General features: G+C 39.6%; 19 protein-coding genes and 5 pseudogenes. 14 read left to right on the plus strand and 10 right to left on the minus strand.

Going from position 1 to position 17879, the window contains the following annotated elements:
• Positions 1–164 precede the first annotated feature (164 nt).
• The 4 genes and pseudogenes from C3420_RS14405 to C3420_RS14420 all read right to left on the minus strand — a co-directional run.
• Positions 165–443 (minus strand): annotated as a pseudogene (locus C3420_RS14405) (integrase core domain-containing protein); the annotation flags it as partial.
• A 183-nt stretch (positions 444–626) separates the two neighbouring features.
• Positions 627–911 carry a putative quinol monooxygenase gene (locus C3420_RS14410; protein WP_004281848.1) on the minus strand — a complete coding sequence of 95 codons (285 nt, stop codon included), beginning with the start codon at positions 909–911 and terminating at the stop codon, positions 627–629.
• 20 nt (positions 912–931) lie between these two features.
• Positions 932–1930: a zinc-binding alcohol dehydrogenase family protein gene (locus C3420_RS14415; RefSeq protein WP_103800995.1), complete on the minus strand. Its 999-nt coding sequence runs from the start codon at positions 1928–1930 to the stop codon at positions 932–934.
• 73 nt (positions 1931–2003) lie between these two features.
• Positions 2004–2744, minus strand: a complete 741-nt coding sequence (locus tag C3420_RS14420) for an SDR family oxidoreductase (protein ID WP_005093669.1) — start codon at positions 2742–2744, stop codon at positions 2004–2006.
• A 135-nt stretch (positions 2745–2879) separates the two neighbouring features.
• Here C3420_RS14420 and C3420_RS14425 point away from each other — a divergent pair, with 135 nt between their 5' ends.
• Positions 2880–3779, plus strand: coding sequence for a LysR family transcriptional regulator (locus C3420_RS14425; RefSeq protein ID WP_004799256.1), 900 nt, complete (start codon positions 2880–2882; stop codon positions 3777–3779).
• A 50-nt stretch (positions 3780–3829) separates the two neighbouring features.
• Here the strand turns inward: C3420_RS14425 and C3420_RS14430 are convergent, their stop codons facing one another.
• A complete protein-coding gene (locus C3420_RS14430; protein WP_103800994.1) occupies positions 3830–4846 on the minus strand; it encodes a zinc-dependent alcohol dehydrogenase family protein in 1017 nt (338 codons plus the stop codon).
• Positions 4836–5831, minus strand: a complete 996-nt coding sequence (locus tag C3420_RS14435) for a zinc-dependent alcohol dehydrogenase family protein (RefSeq protein ID WP_103800993.1) — start codon at positions 5829–5831, stop codon at positions 4836–4838. The genes C3420_RS14430 and C3420_RS14435 overlap by 11 nt, the downstream gene beginning before the upstream one ends.
• A gap of 467 nt (positions 5832–6298) precedes the next feature.
• Here C3420_RS14435 and C3420_RS14440 point away from each other — a divergent pair, with 467 nt between their 5' ends.
• The 4 genes from C3420_RS14440 (at position 6299) to C3420_RS14455 (ending at position 9403) form a co-directional block, all read left to right on the plus strand.
• A complete protein-coding gene (locus C3420_RS14440) occupies positions 6299–6574 on the plus strand; it encodes a metal/formaldehyde-sensitive transcriptional repressor (RefSeq protein ID WP_001133624.1) in 276 nt (91 codons plus the stop codon).
• Positions 6575–6595: 21 nt separating this feature from the next.
• A complete protein-coding gene (locus tag C3420_RS14445) occupies positions 6596–7708 on the plus strand; it encodes an S-(hydroxymethyl)glutathione dehydrogenase/class III alcohol dehydrogenase (RefSeq protein ID WP_000842149.1) in 1113 nt (370 codons plus the stop codon).
• Positions 7709–7936: 228 nt separating this feature from the next.
• The gene (gene fghA / locus C3420_RS14450) at positions 7937–8767 is read left to right on the plus strand and encodes an S-formylglutathione hydrolase (protein WP_000402510.1); all 831 of its coding nucleotides are present in this window, start codon (positions 7937–7939) and stop codon (positions 8765–8767) included.
• Positions 8768–9100: 333 nt separating this feature from the next.
• On the plus strand, positions 9101–9403 hold the full coding sequence (locus C3420_RS14455) for a putative quinol monooxygenase (RefSeq protein ID WP_000920558.1): 303 nt from the start codon (positions 9101–9103) through the stop codon (positions 9401–9403).
• A gap of 85 nt (positions 9404–9488) precedes the next feature.
• On the opposite strand, the pseudogene C3420_RS17935 reads toward C3420_RS14455, so the two are convergent.
• A pseudogene (locus C3420_RS17935) lies at positions 9489–9818 on the minus strand (IS3 family transposase); the annotation flags it as partial.
• Between the two features lie 183 nt (positions 9819–10001).
• On the opposite strand from C3420_RS17935, the gene C3420_RS14465 reads away from it, so the two are divergent.
• The 3 genes from C3420_RS14465 (at position 10002) to C3420_RS14475 (ending at position 13243) form a co-directional block, all read left to right on the plus strand.
• Entirely contained in the window at positions 10002–11159 is a 1158-nt protein-coding gene (locus C3420_RS14465) for an iron-containing alcohol dehydrogenase (RefSeq protein WP_103800940.1), read from the plus strand.
• A gap of 75 nt (positions 11160–11234) precedes the next feature.
• Positions 11235–11912, plus strand: coding sequence for a type 1 glutamine amidotransferase domain-containing protein (locus C3420_RS14470; protein WP_004647734.1), 678 nt, complete (start codon positions 11235–11237; stop codon positions 11910–11912).
• A gap of 203 nt (positions 11913–12115) precedes the next feature.
• Positions 12116–13243 (plus strand): alkene reductase, encoded by a 1128-nt coding sequence (locus C3420_RS14475; protein WP_103800939.1) that lies wholly within the window; start codon positions 12116–12118, stop codon positions 13241–13243.
• An 83-nt stretch (positions 13244–13326) separates the two neighbouring features.
• Here C3420_RS14475 and C3420_RS14480 read toward each other — a convergent pair whose 3' ends face one another.
• On the minus strand, positions 13327–13557 hold the full coding sequence (locus C3420_RS14480; protein ID WP_001087955.1) for a hypothetical protein: 231 nt from the start codon (positions 13555–13557) through the stop codon (positions 13327–13329).
• 104 nt (positions 13558–13661) lie between these two features.
• Positions 13662–14270 (minus strand): TetR/AcrR family transcriptional regulator, encoded by a 609-nt coding sequence (locus C3420_RS14485; protein ID WP_103800938.1) that lies wholly within the window; start codon positions 14268–14270, stop codon positions 13662–13664.
• Positions 14271–14414: 144 nt separating this feature from the next.
• Between C3420_RS14485 and C3420_RS14490 the strand changes: the two genes are divergently transcribed.
• The 6 genes and pseudogenes from C3420_RS14490 to C3420_RS14510 form a co-directional block, all read left to right on the plus strand.
• Positions 14415–15434 carry an NADP-dependent oxidoreductase gene (locus C3420_RS14490; protein WP_103800937.1) on the plus strand — a complete coding sequence of 340 codons (1020 nt, stop codon included), beginning with the start codon at positions 14415–14417 and terminating at the stop codon, positions 15432–15434.
• Between the two features lie 16 nt (positions 15435–15450).
• On the plus strand, positions 15451–16089 hold the full coding sequence (locus C3420_RS14495; RefSeq protein ID WP_103800936.1) for a glutathione S-transferase family protein: 639 nt from the start codon (positions 15451–15453) through the stop codon (positions 16087–16089).
• A 114-nt stretch (positions 16090–16203) separates the two neighbouring features.
• Positions 16204–16335: a hypothetical protein gene (locus C3420_RS17815; protein WP_265734832.1), complete on the plus strand. Its 132-nt coding sequence runs from the start codon at positions 16204–16206 to the stop codon at positions 16333–16335.
• A pseudogene (locus tag C3420_RS14500) lies at positions 16328–16827 on the plus strand (IS3 family transposase); the annotation flags it as partial. The gene C3420_RS17815 and the pseudogene C3420_RS14500, both read left to right, overlap by 8 nt.
• 150 nt (positions 16828–16977) lie before the next feature.
• A complete protein-coding gene (locus tag C3420_RS14505; RefSeq protein WP_004281821.1) occupies positions 16978–17328 on the plus strand; it encodes a hypothetical protein in 351 nt (116 codons plus the stop codon).
• A 202-nt stretch (positions 17329–17530) separates the two neighbouring features.
• A pseudogene (locus C3420_RS14510) lies at positions 17531–17752 on the plus strand (helix-turn-helix domain-containing protein); the annotation flags it as partial.
• A gap of 27 nt (positions 17753–17779) precedes the next feature.
• Here the strand turns inward: C3420_RS14510 and C3420_RS14515 are convergent.
• Positions 17780–17879 (minus strand): annotated as a pseudogene (locus C3420_RS14515) (IS1 family transposase); the annotation flags it as partial.

The raw sequence follows: 17879 nt of genomic DNA on the forward strand, positions 1-17879 counted from the left end.
TTTTTCGCAAGAGATGCGATGGATGTCTGGTGATTTGTAGTCATAAATTTTAGTCCCCACTTGTTTTTAAGTGGGGACTAAATTAAGGCTTATAGGACGAATTCATAAGGTGTGTTCAGCGGACGCTGAACCGTACCGGGTTTGTCGGAGACTTTTTATTGAAGTTAGGCCACCTGACCTAACGGGTTAATCTTATCATAGTACATTGCTTCAAAATCAAAAGGCGATACATAACCCAGTGCACCGTGTACACGCTTTTTGTTGAACCAATCTACCCAATTTAATGTCGCAAGTTGTACATCTGCTAAACCTTGCCAATCTGCTTTTAAATATTCAATCACCTCTGTTTTGTATAAGCCATTCACCGTTTCAGCCAAAGCAATATCATATGAATCACCAGTCGTACCGACTGATGCTCGTAAATTTGCTGCCTCTAAACGATGACATTGTTGTCAAAATGCAGGGTATTGGTGGCTCCCCTCAGGGGCATAATTTGCTGAAGCCTAAGTTACTACTAAAAAATTAAAAAATCGTAAAAAATAGGAGCTTATAGCTCCCATTTTTTGTTAGCTTTCTAAGTCCCTATGTTAATTTGAAGAATACTTCATCATAACGTCCGAATACAGCTATATTTTTTTGATTTCTACAATATCACTTGATTCAATTAGCGATTGGATATTACCAAATAAACTTTGAATATAATCAGACGCTATATGGATATCTAAATCCTCCCTGCTACGCCATTCTTCTAAGAAGAAATATCTACTCGAGTCATTTTCGCTAATATAAAGCTCATATTTCAAGCATCCTTCTTCGTGAAGCGTAGGCTCTATTACACTTTTTAAAAGCGCTTCTAACGTCTCTTTTTGATCTGACTTTGCCTTAAAGTTCGCAATTACTGAAATAGTCATTATTTCACCTTGAATTTGTTTTAGAAGTTTTCTAGTACAATTTTGCCTTTTGACTTACCTGATTCAAGCAACTTATGCGCCTTCTCCAAGTTTGCAGCGTTAATTTTGCCTAGATTTTGGTTGAGGGTACTTCTAATTTTTTGCTGGTCAACTAATTGGGCAACCTGTTGCAATAGATTACCTTGCTTTTCAATATCATCGGTTTCATACATTGAACGGGTGAACATCAACTCCCAATGGATAGAAATAGATTTAGTCTTAAATGGCATAATATCAAATGTTTGTGGATCATCGATCAATCCAAGCTTGCCTTGTGGTGCAATCAGAGAAACTATTTGCTTGATATAGGTTTCTGTATGATTTGTAGAGAATACATATTTTGGTTTTTCAATGCCTAGTGTCTCGATTTGTGCATTTAAATCTTTGCTATGATCAATGACATGGTCGGCACCAAGTGATTCCACCCAAGATTTCGTTTCTTCCCGTGAAGCTGTTGCTATAACGGTCAGATTTGTTTTTGCTTTTAGGAGTTGGATAGCGATTGATCCTACACCACCTGCACCACCAATAATTAAAATACTGCCAACTTCTGTTTCTGAAATTTGAAACCGATCAAACAGCATTTCCCATGCCGTTATTGCAGTTAATGGCAATGCTGCTGCTTCTGCATTAGATACTGTAATTGGTTTAAGACTGATAATTCGTTCATCGACTGCTTGAAACTCAGCATTACTACCATCTCGGGTTAAATCGCCAGCATACCAAACAGAATCTCCTACTTTAAACGAGGTAACTTTTGAGCCAACTTCAATAATTTCCCCAACGGCATCCCAACCTAAAATACGATTATTTGCTTCAGACGAATTTTTTCTCACTTTAGTATCAACTGGATTCACAGAGATTGCCTGAACTTTTACCAGTACATCACGTTCCTTAAGCGTAGGCTTCGCTTTTTCAATATCTACCAATGAATTTTTAAAATCATCATGGTTATTTATAACATACGATACGGCTTTCATAGATTTGTCCACAACTTTAAAAAAATATAGTAAAAATGGAAGCGAAGTGCTCCCATTTTTTGTTATTCAATAATTAAAACTCTTGGCTCGTTGGGCGCAAAACAATTTCATTAATATCTACATCCGCAGGCTGTTCAATTGCATAAGCAATTGCTCGAGCGACTGAGTCAGCTGGTATGGCTTGTTTGTAGAAATCCGTAACGAACTCTGAACTTTCTTTATGAGAAGAACCAAATTTTAGTTCTGACTCAACTGCACCAGGCTCAATAGTCGTCGTTCTAATTGTTCCCCCAACTTCATGACGAAGTCCTTCAGAGATGGCTCTTACAGCAAACTTAGTACCGCTATAAACAGTACCTCCTGGACTAAATACTTTTAACCCTGCAACAGATGCGAGATTAATAAAGTGTCCAAAGTTTTGTTTTTGGAAAACAGGTAGAGTAGCTGCTATACCATAAAGAACACCTTTAATATTAATGTCGATCATACGATCCCATTCATCAACTTTTAGCTCACTTAATGGTGCAATAGACATTAATCCAGCATTGTTTACCAATACATCGATTTGACCAAATGCGCTTAATGCCTTTTCAATAAGTGCTTGTACTTCATGTGGTTTGGTTATATCCATACCAATAAATTCAGCTTGACCACCTTCAGCACGAATATCGTGAACAATAGCCTCTAATTTTTCAGTACGTCTAGCACCAAGTACAACCTTTGCACCTTTTTTAGCAAGTAAGCGAGCAGTAGCTTCACCTAAACCACTACTTGCACCTGTGATAACAATAACTTTATTTTCTATATTATTCATACAAGTAACCTTCAACCTATCTGTCAATCATATTTGATGGATTAAGTATTACAGCCTTGTTAGGTATAATAAATGAATAATATTATCTTTCAGAATTCCTATTTACGGAATAATTACCATAACACAGGATTGGACATGCATAACAAATTGGAAATGATGCGTATCTTTTGTGTCGCAGCAGAGTCTCGAAATTTTAAAGAGGCAGCAACTCAGCTGGGTATTTCCCCACAGGTAGTGACACGGGCAATAAAAGAGCTAGAAGAGCAGCGCGGAGAGATTCTGTTTTACAGGAGTACTCGACAAATTAAAATTACCGCTGATGGAGAGCGTCTGGCAAAGCAAGCACGTTTTGCGGTGGGATCGATTGATGCTTTGTTTGTAAAAGACACCAAGGAAAAACGAGATGAAATACGTGGGACTGTCCGTCTTACTGTATCGTCTGTGTTAGGGCGTAAATTGGTAGTACCTGCACTAGCAGAATTTGCCACACGTTATCCAGATATTGTCGTGAATTGTGTGCTAACAGATTCACACTCGGATGTGATCGATGAGCGGATAGATATCGGGATCAGATTTGGATTTTTGCCGGACAATCGATATGTGGCAAGGGAATTGGCTAAAGTGAACTTTTATTCTGTGGGTACGCCAGAGTTAATTGATAAGGTTGGAATGCCCAAAAAAATTATTGACCTTGATAAATACCCTCTAACAGCCCTAGTCGATCATAAAACAGGGCGTTACTGGCCATGGACATTCACCGAAAGTCGAAGCTTTACGCCATCAAAGCCTCGTTTTATTACAGATGATCTTGAAGCTGAATTTCAAGCTATTCTCGCTGGAGTCGGATTCGGACACATGCCTGGATTTCTAGTTTTGCCGTGGCTTAGGAGTGGTAAGCTCATTCAGATACTTCATGAGGAAACCTCTCCCGTTTGGCGCCTGTATTTATATCGTCCACAGCGGGGCCCGACACCTTTGCGAATCCGAGCATTGTTTGATTACTTAGCGGAAGTGCTGGGCCATATAGAAACCTGAATCAGATGGAACTAACCTTTTTTCTAGAAAGTAGAAATCCGATAAGACCATCATGTATTCAGAGTAACTACAATTTTTCCTATTTGCTGATTTGATTCAAGATAGCGCTGAGCGTCATGCATGTCCTCAAAGTTAAAGCAACAGTCGATCACTGGACGAAGATACCCTGCACCTATACTGCTAAGAATAAATCGTCTGGCTTGCTCCCTTAGAACAGGGTCATGGAGAACCTCTAGGAACAAAAAACCTCGCATGGTTAAGCTCTTGCGTAATGCAACTTTAAGGGGAAATGGTGTGATCTCCGGGCTAAGTGCACCATGCATAACCATAGTTCCTCCCACAGACATCGCTTTTGCAATCTGTTCAATATGTGGCCCTCCTACAGCATCGAAGGCGACATCAAGATATTCTCCACCCAAACGTGAAACAAGCGCCTCATACAAATCTGGTTCATCTTCACTGGCTATAACATTTTTAACACCGAAATCCAGTAAACGTTGCTTTTTCTCTATCGTTTGTGTACTTGCAATGACCTTAGCACCCGCTGCTTCAGCTATCTGTATCGCAGCTAGTCCTACACTACTTGAAGCTGCTGTGATCAAGATCGTTTTTCCTTTCGAAACTCCACCAGCATGGATTACACCACCCCAAGCCGTCAAATACTGCATCCAGATTGAAGAAGCTTCTTCCCAACTTAAACTATCGGGTTTGTGAACTAAAAAAGTTTCTGGAATCAGAAGCTTGTCCGCATATGTCCCATATTTGGCTAGATTGTCAGTCGGAAGAATCGATACTGCATCTCCTGGAGAAAATTGGCGTACACCTTCACCTATCGCCAGAACTATGCCTGCTCCCTCATATCCCAGACGAGAAGGGAATACTGCCTTTTGAATATAAGTACCACGCCGAAACATTACATCAGCCCGGTTGAGTCCGATCGTTTTCATCTGGATTAGAACTTCTCCTGCGGCTGGTAAAGCCACAGGAAGTGTTTCTAATGTCAGAACATCTGTATCTCCAATAGAATTGAAGCGCCAAGGCTTGGCCTGAAGTGCGTTAAATGACATCAATAACTACCTTAATATTGGCAGAACGATCTTGAACAGCATCATGAGCCTCAATCGCTTGGTCTAGAGTAAAATGACGAGGATCAACAAGAGGACGCAGTTTACCTTCCTCAACGAGACGAGTAGCGATCTTAAGGACATCACCATGATGAGAACGGCGATTGCCTGTTAACATCGGCAATAGGACGAATACGCCAGACAGTGTGGCACACCGTAGGGATGAACTCGCTAAATGATGATTACCAAATGCAGCACAGCTGGTAATGTGGCCATAGTGAGTTGTCATGGAAAGTGAAGCTTCGAGTACTGGACCGCCCACAGTGTCGTAAACAATGTTAAAACCTTGACCCTCAGGGCTTGCAGCAATAATGTCATCGGAAGATGCTGTTGTGTAATCGAGAGGTGTTGCACCGAGTTCTGAAATCAGTGATTGATCAGCTGTACGACCAGTCGCCCAAACATTTGCATCAAGTGCTTTTGCAAGCTGAACAACCATATAACCAACGCCACCAGCACCACCCTGAACCAGTACAGTTTGCCCTGGTTGGACCTTCGCATTATCCACTAAACCTTCCCAAGCGGTGAGGAACGTCAATGGTAGTACTGCTGCCTCGCGCATAGAGATATTGCGTGGCTTTAATGCGATCAAATCAGCATCTGCTACAACATATTCTGCTAAAGATCCTTGAAGACCACGAACGCCACCTATCAGACCGTAAACTTCATCTCCGACGTTGAAGTGGGTGACACCTTCACCAACAGCAGTTACAACCCCAGCCATATCCGTTCCCAACACGGCAGGAAGCTCTGGCATAGCATATGGTGCTTCACCAAGACGAATTTTATAATCAATAGGGTTTACACCACTAGCATGAATACGTACTAGAACTTGCCCAGCCTCTGGTTGAGGTATAGGGAGTTCTACACGTTTAAATTCATGATCACCAAAATTTTCTAGGATAAGAGCATTCATCATCTTATTCATAATTGTTCCTTATTCTTAACTGGGGGATGATGTGCACAGTATCAAAGTAAAATAATCCAATAAATGATATTTATAGGATTTAATAATTCCTAAATAATGAATAATAAATATCATCCGCTCACTAAAAATATTCTAGTACAGTCTGTAAAGGCAGTTTAATCTAAACTGTCGGTAGTATTTTCAAGGCTTGAAACGTTCAAAATATCTACAAAGTGGCTAAAATTTGAAACATAATTCTAAAAGGTCACAGCATTACAAAGAACATGAGACAAAATAAAAAATGGGAGCTAAAAGTCCCATTTTTTTTGTGACTTTCGCATAAGCTCTATGATGTTAATTTAAAAAAACTAAAAACAGGGATAGAAAATTTTCGCTAAAGATCTTTTTAATTTTCGATTTATAAAAATTATTGCTTTTTTTATACTATGGGGTACTATAGTATTAATGCTAGCAAATAAGGAGGTCTGATGCCTAATCAGGTTGAAGACAAAAAAAAGATTCTTCTACGCGTCAGAAAGATCAAAGGTCAGACGCAAGCGATTGAAAAAGCGTTAGAAGACAATGTGGAATGTGGTGCAATTCTGCAACAAATATGCTCTGTGCGTGGTGCTATTAATGGTTTGATGAATGAAATGTTGGAGGTTCATTTAAAGGACACTTTAGTATCAGGTGAAACCACAGAACAACAACGAAAAGAAGAATTGGCTGAAATCGCCAAGATTCTAAAATCATATTTAAAATAGATCTGTATAAGGAATTATTCCATGAAGTCACGTGCTGCTGTTGCGTTTGGTCCTGGTCAACCTCTTCAAATTGTTGAAGTTGATGTTGCACCACCAAAGAAAGGTGAAGTATTAATTAAGATCTCCCATACCGGTGTGTGTCATACAGATGCATTTACTTTGTCTGGCGATGATCCTGAAGGTGTTTTTCCGGCTATTCTCGGGCATGAAGGTGCTGGTGTTGTAGTTGAGGTTGGTGAAGGCGTGACTAGCGTCAAACCAGGTGATCATGTTATTCCACTTTACACTGCTGAATGTGGCGAGTGCGTATTCTGTAAATCTGGAAAATCGAACTTGTGTATTTCCGTTCGCGAAACTCAAGGTAGAGGCGTAATGCCAGATGGTACCACTCGTTTTTCCTACAATGGTCAACCGATTTACCACTATATGGGCTGCTCAACGTTCAGTGAATACACTGTAGTGGCAGAAGTATCATTGGCTAAAATCAATCCTGAAGCCAATCACGAACATGTCTGCTTACTGGGTTGTGGGGTAACAACGGGTATCGGTGCAGTACATAACACGGCTAAAGTACAAGAAGGTGATAGTGTTGCGGTCTTTGGTTTAGGTGGTATTGGTCTGGCAGTCGTACAAGCCGCACGTCAAGCTAAAGCAGGGCGTATTATTGTGGTTGACATGAATCCAGATAAATTTGCGCTGGCAAAAGAGTTTGGTGCAACGGACTTCTTGAACCCTAAAGATTACGATAAACCAATCCAGCAAGTCATTGTCGAAATGACTGGCTGGGGTGTAGATCATTCATTTGAATGTATTGGTAACGTGAATGTGATGCGTGCAGCCCTTGAAAGTGCACACCGTGGCTGGGGACAATCCGTAATTATTGGTGTAGCTGGCGCAGGTCAGGAAATCTCTACCCGTCCATTCCAACTGGTTACTGGTCGTAAATGGCTAGGTTCTGCCTTTGGTGGGGTAAAAGGTCGTACGCAACTTCCAGGAATGGTTGAAGATGCCATGAAAGGTAAAATTCAATTAGAACCATTTGTGACACATACGATGGGCTTGGATCAGATCAATGAAGCCTTTGATCTAATGCATGAAGGTAAGTCAATTCGTACTGTAATTCATTACGAATAATTCCGTCAGACCTTATACTTTTCCATGCATGTGAATCATGAATGACATGCATGGAATCCTCTAAAACGGCACATCATCTGTAAAACAGATCTATCTATGTATCCATCATGTATAGGTTCAACAAACCTACCTACATTTTAAATCTTTATCAGTATTCTCTGTGGAGAATGTCAGACTCTTTGTTTACTCGATTTCTCATGAAGTCTTGCTCAACATAGGTAATTGATTATGGAAATAATTGAGAAACATGCTTCTTTTGGTGGATCGCAAGAAGTGTATCGCCATCAGTCAATAGCATTAAACTGTTCAATGAAATTCTCAATATATCTGCCACCTCATGACAAAGATGAGCGGTTGCCAGTGTTATATTGGTTATCAGGATTGACTTGCAACGAACAGAACTTTATTACTAAAGCCGGAGCACAAAAGTATGCGGCTGAACATAAAGTCATTATTGTTGCACCAGATACCAGCCCACGTGGAGAGGATGTACCAGATCATGCAGATTATGATTTAGGCCAAGGCGCAGGATTCTATGTGAATGCAACACAAGCACCCTGGTCGCAGCATTTCAAAATGTATGATTATATTGTGGAAGAGCTCAGAAATCTGATTGACCTGAATTTTCCGACCAATCAAGTCCAAAGTATTATGGGTCATAGCATGGGTGGTCATGGTGCATTAGTAATTGGATTAAAAAATCCTGAGCTGTATAAAAGTATTTCTGCTTTTGCACCAATTGTTGCACCTAGCCAAGTACCTTGGGGGAAAAAGGCTTTTACACACTACCTAGGTGAAACCGAAACTTTATGGAAAAGCTATGATGCGATTGAATTAATCAAAAACGCTGAAGTTCATTTACCTATTTTAGTCGATCAAGGAACAGCTGATGATTTTCTTGAAGAACAGTTAAGGCCTAAGCTTCTTAGTGATATTTGTTTGGAACAAGAATATCCTCTGACACTTAACCTAAGAGAAGGGTATGACCATAGCTATTACTTTATTGCGAGCTTTATAGAGAAACATATAGAGTTTCACAGCAAATTCCTAGCTAAATAACTTTCATAGATATGAGGATGTACAATATTGTTCTTGAATGCTTCTTGAGCAATATAATTTCCAGATGAAGAGGTCAGCTTATAAATCTAAGGTAGAGTCAATTGATCCTTATATAAATAAGATTGAATTTAATCATCTCATATCTTGATTTTTTGATTCAAATGTTAATGATATTAACTTGAATAAATTCATAGCATTATGTCGAAATAAAAACCTAAATTTTGGCTCAGCTATGGGAATTTTTTTAACTTTTATACAACAAAACTTTCTGACATGCATACATTAGCAATGTCAGAATCAGTTTGAATTATAATCAATTATGGAGTTTTAGTCATGCTTAAAACAGCTTTATATGTCCGTCTTGAAGCTAAACCGGGTAAAGAAGACGAAGTGGAAGCTTTTCTTAAAGCCGGTTTACCTATTGTCATGGAAGAACCTGCGACAGTTGCGTGGTTTGGCCTACGTCTTGGACCTACAACATTTGGTATTTTTGATGCATTTCCTGATGAGGCGGGTCGCCAAGCGCATTTATCTGGCAAGGTTGCAGCTGCTTTGATGGCTCAGGCCGAAGAGCTATTTTCAGAGCCACCATCTATTGAAAAAGTAGATGTTTTGGCGAGTAAACTACCAGCTTAAACCGATGCTTAAATGTATGAGGGTGCTGTCTGAAATTTTGAATGAAAGGCAGCACTTTAACGCTTTGAGGTTTGTCATAGGCTTTTTATTCAAGTTGGGCTACTTTATTTATTGGCTTAATCTCATCATTTACATGGGTCAATATCCAAAACAGGGTAAATAAACGAATGCAACTATTTACATGCTTTATATTGAACCAATCTATCTAATTTACTGTCACATTTGTACATCTGCTAAACCGTGCCAATCTGCTTTTAAAATATTTAATCATTGCTATTTTGTATGAGCCATTCACTGTTTCAGCCAATGCGTTCACAACCATGTCAGTAGTCATACGTGTTGATACCTTTCATCCAACAATCGCTCGTGAAAATACATCAATAATAAAAGCGGTATAGAACAAGCCTGAATTTGTTTAACCATCACTAAAGTTGCAAGCTGAAATAATTTTTATAAAAATAGACGACTGGTCTATTTTTATGTATAGTTAGCACATGGTGTAGGCAAAAGCCGTAGTGTTGTCCGATTTTTTAAAAGTTTATTTGATGAATAACGGTGGTTTTTCAAATCAATTAACTGATCATTCTAGGATAAAAATATGCTGAATTTTAACTTTTATAATCCGACCCGCATTATTTTTGGTGGCGATACAATAGCTAAAATCAATGACTATGTGCCTACAGAAGCAAAAGTATTAATGTTGTTTGGTGGTGAAAGTGCACGTAAGAATGGTACTTTAGCTGAAGTGCGTGAAGCATTAGGTGCAAGAGAAATTCATGAATTTGGCGGAATTGAGCCGAATCCGAGTTATGAAACCCTCATGAAAGCTGTAGAGCTGATTCGTGAACAAAAGATTGATTTCTTGATGGCTGTCGGTGGTGGATCGGTAATCGACGGTACTAAATTTATTGCAGCAGCAGTCAATTATACAGGGGATACATGTGAGATTTTAGAAACCCATGGTAATAAAATTACCCAAGCTTTGCCTTTTGCGAGTGTACTCACCCTTCCGGCAACTGGTTCAGAAATGAATAGCGGTGGGGTAGTAACCAGAAAATCGACCCAAGCCAAATTGTCATTTAGCAGTCCCTATGTTTTTCCGCAATTTTCCGTACTTGATCCGAATAAAACTTTTAGCTTGCCGACGCGCCAGTTGGCTAATGGCGTGGTCGATGCATTTATTCATGTCATGGAACAGTACTTAACTCACCCTGTGAATGCACACGTACAAGATCGTTTTGCCGAAGGTCTATTGCAAACTTTGATTGAGATTGGATCGAAAATCTTGGAAGATTCAGCAGATTATGACACGCGTGCGAATTTGATGTGGGCTGCTAGCATGGCACTGAATGGGCTAATTGGAGCTGGTGTACCACAAGATTGGTCAACCCATTTGATTGGACATGAGCTCACGGCTTTATATGGTATTGATCATGCTCGTACCTTGGCCATTGTGTTGCCGTCCAATCTACAAGTGCGTCGTCAAGAGAAGCGAGAAAAATTACTACAGTATGCAGCTCGTGTCTGGCAGATTGTCGAAGGTGATGAAGAACAACGTATTGATACTGCTATTGCTCGTACTCGAGCCTTCTTTGAGCAACTTGGATTGCCGACTCGTCTTAGCGATTATGGACTGGGGGAGACAGATATTGAGATCATCATTACGCAACTTAAATCACATAATCTTACACAGCTAGGCGAACATAAAAATGTTTCATTAGAGATCAGTCGCCAAATTCTCGAGATGAGCATCTAAGCTAAATGCGCGTATCTGGCATGCTCTGACCCTGTAACAATGCTCCTCAATCATGAAAATTATCGGAGAAATAACATGAAAATTTTAATCGTTTTAACTTCACATGATCAACTTGGCAATACTGGTAAGAAAACAGGTTTCTGGCTAGAAGAACTTGCTGCACCGTATTACACCTTTATTGACTCTGGTGCTGAAGTTACGCTGGCGTCGCCTCAAGGTGGGCAGCCACCACTAGATCCGAAAAGTAATTTAGCCGATGCTCAAACTGAAACCACTCATCGTTTTGAAGCAGATCCAACTGCAATGCAAGCATTGGCACAGACACATAAACTTAGCGAAATTTCTGTAGCTGATTATGATGCAGTGTTTTATCCAGGCGGGCATGGCCCATTGTGGGATTTAGCAGAAGATCCGATTTCAATTTCTCTGATTGAACAGGCGATTCAGTCTGGCAAACCTGTTGCAGCAGTGTGTCATGCCCCGGGTGTTCTTCGTCATGTGAAAGCGAGTAATGGAGCGCCCTTAGTTAGCGGTAAATTAGTGACTGGTTTCACCAATACTGAGGAGGCCGCTGTAGGTTTGACTGAAATTGTACCATTTTTAGTCGAAGACATGCTTAAACAAAACGGTGGTCATTATTCTAAAGTTGATGATTGGCAAGTACATGTTCAAGTAGATGGCTTGCTGGTTACTGGACAAAATCCAGCATCTTCTGCTGCAACTGCCTCAGCATTACTTCAATTGTTGAAATAAAGAGTAGCTAGTGTCTGTTGTGGTGCTTAGCAGTGAATAAACTTCTGACTCTGAGCAACTGGCGCAATAAGCAAAATAACCCTCCCTTAATGGTGAAGGGCCTGAGTTAATAGCTTTCCTTCCTTTATTTTTTCTATATACAGGAAGGAAGGGTATTTTTTTAATTTAGATCAATTAAGTCATGATGACTTGGATACAATGAAATGAAAGACAGCAAACTATTTCAAAACTTAAGCTTAGGCCCTTATGTTTTGCAAAACCGTATTGTATTGCCACCATTAACGCGGTCGCGCAGTACTCAGCCAGGGAATATTCCAAATGAACTGATGGCAACCTATTATCAACAGCGTACCGGTGCAGGATTTATGGTCACCGAAGGTACGCAAATCGAGCCACGTGGTCAAGGCTATGCTTGGACACCCGGTATTTACAGCTCTGAACAGATTGCTGGATGGCGTAAAGTGACGGAAGCAGTGCATGCTAAAGGAGGCATTATTTTTGCACAACTTTGGCATGTTGGGCGTGTTTCACATACATCTTTGCAACCCAATCATGCATCACCGGTCGCGCCCTCGGCTATTAGGGCTGATAGTAATGTTAAAGTCTTTATTGAGACCGGGCCCAATGCAGGTGCCTTGGCTGATCCTTCAATGCCACGTGCTTTAAGCAATGCAGAAGTTAAAGAATTAGTGCAACTCTATGCTCAAGCAGCACGCAATGCCTTGGCTGCTGGTTTTGATGGGGTTGAAATTCATTGTGCAAATGGTTATTTGGTGAATCAATTTATCTCTGCACATAGTAACCACCGTGAAGATGAATATGGTGGATCACTAAACAATCGTTTGCGTTTTTTACGTGAAGTAGTAGAGGCAGTTGCTGAGGTGGTTGGTGCAGATCGTTTAGGAGTGCGTTTTGCCCCGCTATTTGAAAGTACAGAGGAAGATCGTGTTTACATGGGGTTGGTTGAAGATGATCCACATGTGACTTATATTGAAGCCATAAAAATACTTGAAGAAGTTGGGATTGCCTATTTATCGATTGCAGAAGCTGATTGGGATAATGCACCAGAACTTCCTCATGATTTTCGTAGAGATGTCAGAGACACTTTCAGTGGTCGGATTATTTATGCAGGTCGATATACGGCAGAAAGAGGGACTCGAATTTTAGAGGCAGGGCTGGCCGATTTAATTGCATTTGGACGCCCATTTATTGCGAATCCAGATTTACCCGATCGCATCGCCAATGGTTGGCCATTGAATGCAGTAGATGCAAGTACTATGTATGGTGGGGCGGAAAAAGGCTATATTGATTATCCAGCTTACGCAGATTAATCTCGACTAAGTGAGTTATTTTGCCAACCTTTGTGGTTGGCAAAATAAGAACTTAGGATTGCTGTTGCCAGCATAACTTCTTCTTAAAACAAATTCTTAAAATTTTTTAGCTGTGTAATGAGCCAACCTGCCAGTGGGAAAGAAATCAGTTGCGTTACTGGCACTAATACTATGACTTCAATCAACACCATCATCGGGAAACTTTGATGCTCAGTAATTGGCTTTAATAAAGTGAGTACCAGTAATAGTGTGGGATATAAGCCTAAATATCCGACTAAAATACGAGTCATGAGGGCTTTAGGAGGAGAATTCATTGTGCGCTATACTCATAGATTGTTAATTGATCTAATAGCAACACATTAATAAGTAATCATTGGACTGCTATTATTAATTATGTAATTGATATTTAATTTAATTTTTATGAATCTTCACCTTTTAATAGAAATTTAGTTGCTCTCAGAGCTTGATGTAATGGTGTTTTATCTTTTTGCAACTTACTCAGTAATGCTGCACCTAACCACATTTGGTAAAGTACTTGTGCCAAAGTCGAGGCCTCGGTATCTGCTTGGATAGATTGATCCTGTTTACCCAAATCAATTAAAGCAGCAATCCGTTGGATTACATCATCGACGCCAGCGGACATAATGGAGCGCATATCTTCGGATAGATCGGCAACTTCTGCGGCAAGTTTCACAATTAAACAGCTATCCGCCCAACCACACTGTGTTTTAGGATCTTCTATCCATAAATTAAAATACTCAATCAGCTTTTGATAAGGGGATTTATCACTACGCCATACATCATTTAAACGGACTTGGTAATTGTCTACATAATGCTGTACCAATTCACATCCGAAAGCTTCCTTAGATTGGAAATAATGATAAAACGAGCCTTTAGGGATCTCACAGCTCTGTAAAATTTCCTGTAATCCTACACCGGTAAAACCTTTATGCAAAATCAGGTCTGAACTGGTGTTAAGAATGTGTAAGCGCTTCGCTTCAGACTTTTTAATAGGAGTAGGCTTCATATTAATTATTTACTCTATTGTAAAAAAATAGACCAGTCGTATTGTTTTTTATTATAACTCATCTACAATGGATGTAAAGAAATTTTAATCTTAATTTTTAATTGTGAAGAGAAATACTTCTAAATAAAACATGGAGTTATATGTGTGAAAACAGTTATTAATCAACGCATCGTTTTAGCTAAACGGCCAGTGGGTGAGCCAAAACACAGCGATTTTCGTATTGAGCAAGTTGAGCTCAATGAACTTAAACAAGGCGAGATATTGTTAAAAACCATTTACTTGTCACTCGATCCTTATATGCGTGGTCGCATGAGTGATGCTCCTTCATATGCAGCACCGGTTGAAATTGGTGAAGTGATGGTCGGTGGAACAGTCAGTCAAGTGGTGGCCTCTAAAAACCCAAAATTCAAAGAAGGCGAGTGGGTTCTTTCAGGAAATGGCTGGCAGGGCTACGCAATTTCTAATGGGACTGCATGTCAAAGCTTAGGTATGCAACCTGAACATCCATCTTGGGCATTGGGTATTTTGGGAATGCCAGGATTTACTGCTTATATGGGGCTGTTGGACATTGGTCAGCCTAAAGCCGGTGAAACTTTAGTCGTTGCAGCTGCAACGGGACCTGTTGGTGCTACGGTTGGACAGATTGGCAAACTTAAAGGTTGTCGCGTGGTTGGCATCGCAGGTGGGCCTGAAAAATGCCGTTATGCTGTAGAAGAACTCGGCTTCGATGCTTGTATCAATCATCATGATGAAAATTTTGCAGAACAATTACAACAAGCAGCTCCCAACGGTATTGATATTTATTATGAGAATGTCGGGGGTAAAGTGTTTGATGCGGTATGGCCATTGCTTAACTCTGCGGCACGTGTACCGGTGTGTGGTGTGGTTTCCCAGTATAACGCTACCGAGCAAGCACAAGGGCCAGACCGTTTACCGGGCTTTATTTCCACCCTTTTAAAAAAGCGTATTCGCATGCAAGGCTTTATTATTTTTGATGATTATGGCAGTCAGTATCCGGAATTCTATCAGCAAATGTCTGAATGGTTGAAAGACGGAAAAATCAAATATAAAGAGCATATGGTGCAAGGTTTAGATAACACGATCAATGCTTTCAATGGTATGTTGAAAGGCGAAAACTTTGGCAAAGTGGTTGTAAAAATTTAAAAAAATAGGAATTATCATGATCACACTACATCATTTAGATCAATCACGTTCTTTTCGCATTTTGTGGTTACTTGAAGAAATCAAGCAGCCCTATGAGCTGAAACGCTATTATCGTGACTCAAGCACGCATTTGGCCCCTGACTCTTTAAAAACCATTCACCCTTTAGGGAAATCTCCAGTATTGGAATGGGATGGCAAAATTATTGCAGAGTCGGGTGCGATCGTTGAGTTATTAATTCAGAAACTTGCGCCGCATTTAGCACCAGATATGGATGAACCTACCTATGTCGATTATCTACAGTGGATTCATTTCTCAGAAAGCTCTGCCATGCTGCCATTTTTATTAAAAACGTTTAATGCGATTGAAACCAAGCAGGGTACGAAGTTGGTATTTCTAGAAAATTATACTCAAGTTGAGTTCGATAAAGTATTTAGCCATTTAAATGAATATTTAAAAGATAAAGAATTTCTAGTGGCAGACCGTTTAACCGGTGCTGACTTTATGATGGGCTTTGGACTACATGCTTTAGTTTATCATATGGGACAAGGTGAAAACTATCCCCATATCCAACGTTACGTAGCAGGTTTAAGCCAACTACCTAGCTGGCAAGCCGCAGTACAAGTTGAACAAAATGGTGTGAAAAGTCAAAAATAGCAAGATTGTTTTTTTAAGGCAATTGAGAAAAAGAATCATGATTGACAAGTACATCTGGTTATAAAATAAGCTGACTGAACCGTACCGGGTTTGTCGGAGACCAACTTTCCTGAGATGAGAAGCATTGCTTCGCAAGACGTAGCGAAGCGTAGTGTTCCAATGAAAAAAGTAAAATATACCCCTGAAATCAGAGATAGAGCGGTTCAATTATTGATTGATTACCAAGACGGTATCTCAGGTGAATGACTTTACGTATATTCAAACAAATTCAGGCTGGGTCTATACCGCCTTTATTACTGATGTGTTCTCACGAGCAATTGTTGGATGGAAAGTATCAACACGTATGAATACAGATATGGTGCTCGATGCACTTGAGCAAGCATTACACGATTGAGGTATGCCAAGGAATGTGATTCATCATTCCGACAGGGGTGTGCAATATCTTTCGATTCGCTATACCAATCGTTTAGGAGCAGAAAATTTACGAGCATCAATCGGTACAATGGGAACTCATACGATAATGCTTTGGCTGAAACAGTGAATGGCTTATACAAAACAGAGATGATTGAATATTTAAAAGCAGATTGGCAAAGTTTAGCAGATGTACAACTTGCGACATTAAATTGGGTAGATTGGTTCAATAAAAAGCATGTACACAGTGCACTGGGTTATGTATCGCCTTTTGAGTTTGAAGCAATGTACTATGATAAGATTAATCCGTTAGGTCAGGTGGCCTAACTTAAATAAAAAAATCTCCGATAAATCCGGTAAGGTTCAAAATGCGATTTATTGCTTTTTTATGTAAAAAAAAGCAATATTTGTTTTATTGTTAAATTATAACAATTAGTATAAATACACCTATGATTTACAGATGAAAAAGGTAGTTAAATGAAATATTTTTTAAGTTTAACTTTGTTAGTTTTAGCAATGACTGGGTGTACTTCGAGTCCAAAGACTGAAACTTTACAAGATAAGGCTACAAGCAATACTTCAGCTGATACGCAGGTCCTTAAATTTTCTGGTCCGAATGGTTTATTAATTTTTCTGAAATCATCGGATAACTTTGAAACTGCTTTAATGACTGATAACTCAGGCATGGTATATCGTTTAAAGCAAACAGTTGCTGGTAGTGGTATTCGTTTAGCTAATAATAATGGAGTTTCAATTCACTTTAAACGTGGTGAAGGGGTTGTTGAATTTGTAAAAGATCAGCCAATCAGCATTACTGAAGTAAAATAATAAGGTTTAAACTTTAAGAGAACCCCACACCATAATCTGCATACCGAAAGTTGGACACTATTCCTTGAAATGTGGTCAAACATGATCAAGGACTAATTCGCACTCTGTTAATGGGTGAATTCAAACATGAGGTGCGACAGTTTCAAAAGCCTTATGATAATCTGTGTGATTCATAGACATCACTTCAATATAATGGGTGTCTATGAACAGAGAAATTCAACAAAGACTCGTATGGGTTAAATTATTTGAAGAGACCAATAATACTGGCCTGGTTTGTCGGAGATGTGGCATTTCTAGACCAACTTTACGCAAGTGGTGGAAACGATATTCTGAACAAGGTATTGATGGATTAAGTAGTCATAGTAAATGTCCCTTAAAATCGCCAAATACTAAAATCAATGCTGAGCTAGAAGCTTTAATATTGGGTGGTGTTTCAAAAAGTATGCTGGCATTAAACGAATCCATTATTGATATAAAAGAACACTAAATCAAAGGCTTTGAAATGATTTTCAAGCTTTTTGGAGAAGTTGCAGCTTCTCCTAAAGCCTCGC

It is taken from the genome of Acinetobacter sp. ACNIH3, assembly GCF_002918965.1.
GTDB lineage: Bacteria > Pseudomonadota > Gammaproteobacteria > Pseudomonadales > Moraxellaceae > Acinetobacter > Acinetobacter schindleri.

Bases quoted from the DNA above. Each gene is read 5' to 3' on its own strand.
- C3420_RS14420 (WP_005093669.1), bottom strand. From the start codon at position 2,744: ATGAATAATATAGAAAATAAAGTTATTGTTATCACAGGTGCAAGTAGT.
- C3420_RS14410 (WP_004281848.1), bottom strand. From the start codon at position 911: ATGACTATTTCAGTAATTGCGAACTTTAAGGCAAAGTCAGATCAAAAA.
- C3420_RS14465 (WP_103800940.1), top strand. From the start codon at position 10,002: ATGCTGAATTTTAACTTTTATAATCCGACCCGCATTATTTTTGGTGGC.
- C3420_RS14480 (WP_001087955.1), bottom strand. From the start codon at position 13,557: ATGAATTCTCCTCCTAAAGCCCTCATGACTCGTATTTTAGTCGGATAT.
- fghA (WP_000402510.1), top strand. From the start codon at position 7,937: ATGGAAATAATTGAGAAACATGCTTCTTTTGGTGGATCGCAAGAAGTG.
- C3420_RS14475 (WP_103800939.1), top strand. From the start codon at position 12,116: ATGAAAGACAGCAAACTATTTCAAAACTTAAGCTTAGGCCCTTATGTT.
- C3420_RS14425 (WP_004799256.1), top strand. From the start codon at position 2,880: ATGCATAACAAATTGGAAATGATGCGTATCTTTTGTGTCGCAGCAGAG.
- C3420_RS14435 (WP_103800993.1), bottom strand. From the start codon at position 5,831: ATGAATAAGATGATGAATGCTCTTATCCTAGAAAATTTTGGTGATCAT.
- C3420_RS14415 (WP_103800995.1), bottom strand. From the start codon at position 1,930: ATGAAAGCCGTATCGTATGTTATAAATAACCATGATGATTTTAAAAAT.
- C3420_RS14430 (WP_103800994.1), bottom strand. From the start codon at position 4,846: ATGTCATTTAACGCACTTCAGGCCAAGCCTTGGCGCTTCAATTCTATT.
- C3420_RS17815 (WP_265734832.1), top strand. From the start codon at position 16,204: ATGAGAAGCATTGCTTCGCAAGACGTAGCGAAGCGTAGTGTTCCAATG.
- C3420_RS14445 (WP_000842149.1), top strand. From the start codon at position 6,596: ATGAAGTCACGTGCTGCTGTTGCGTTTGGTCCTGGTCAACCTCTTCAA.
- C3420_RS14495 (WP_103800936.1), top strand. From the start codon at position 15,451: ATGATCACACTACATCATTTAGATCAATCACGTTCTTTTCGCATTTTG.
- C3420_RS14485 (WP_103800938.1), bottom strand. From the start codon at position 14,270: ATGAAGCCTACTCCTATTAAAAAGTCTGAAGCGAAGCGCTTACACATT.
- C3420_RS14470 (WP_004647734.1), top strand. From the start codon at position 11,235: ATGAAAATTTTAATCGTTTTAACTTCACATGATCAACTTGGCAATACT.
- C3420_RS14505 (WP_004281821.1), top strand. From the start codon at position 16,978: ATGAAATATTTTTTAAGTTTAACTTTGTTAGTTTTAGCAATGACTGGG.
- C3420_RS14455 (WP_000920558.1), top strand. From the start codon at position 9,101: ATGCTTAAAACAGCTTTATATGTCCGTCTTGAAGCTAAACCGGGTAAA.
- C3420_RS14440 (WP_001133624.1), top strand. From the start codon at position 6,299: ATGCCTAATCAGGTTGAAGACAAAAAAAAGATTCTTCTACGCGTCAGA.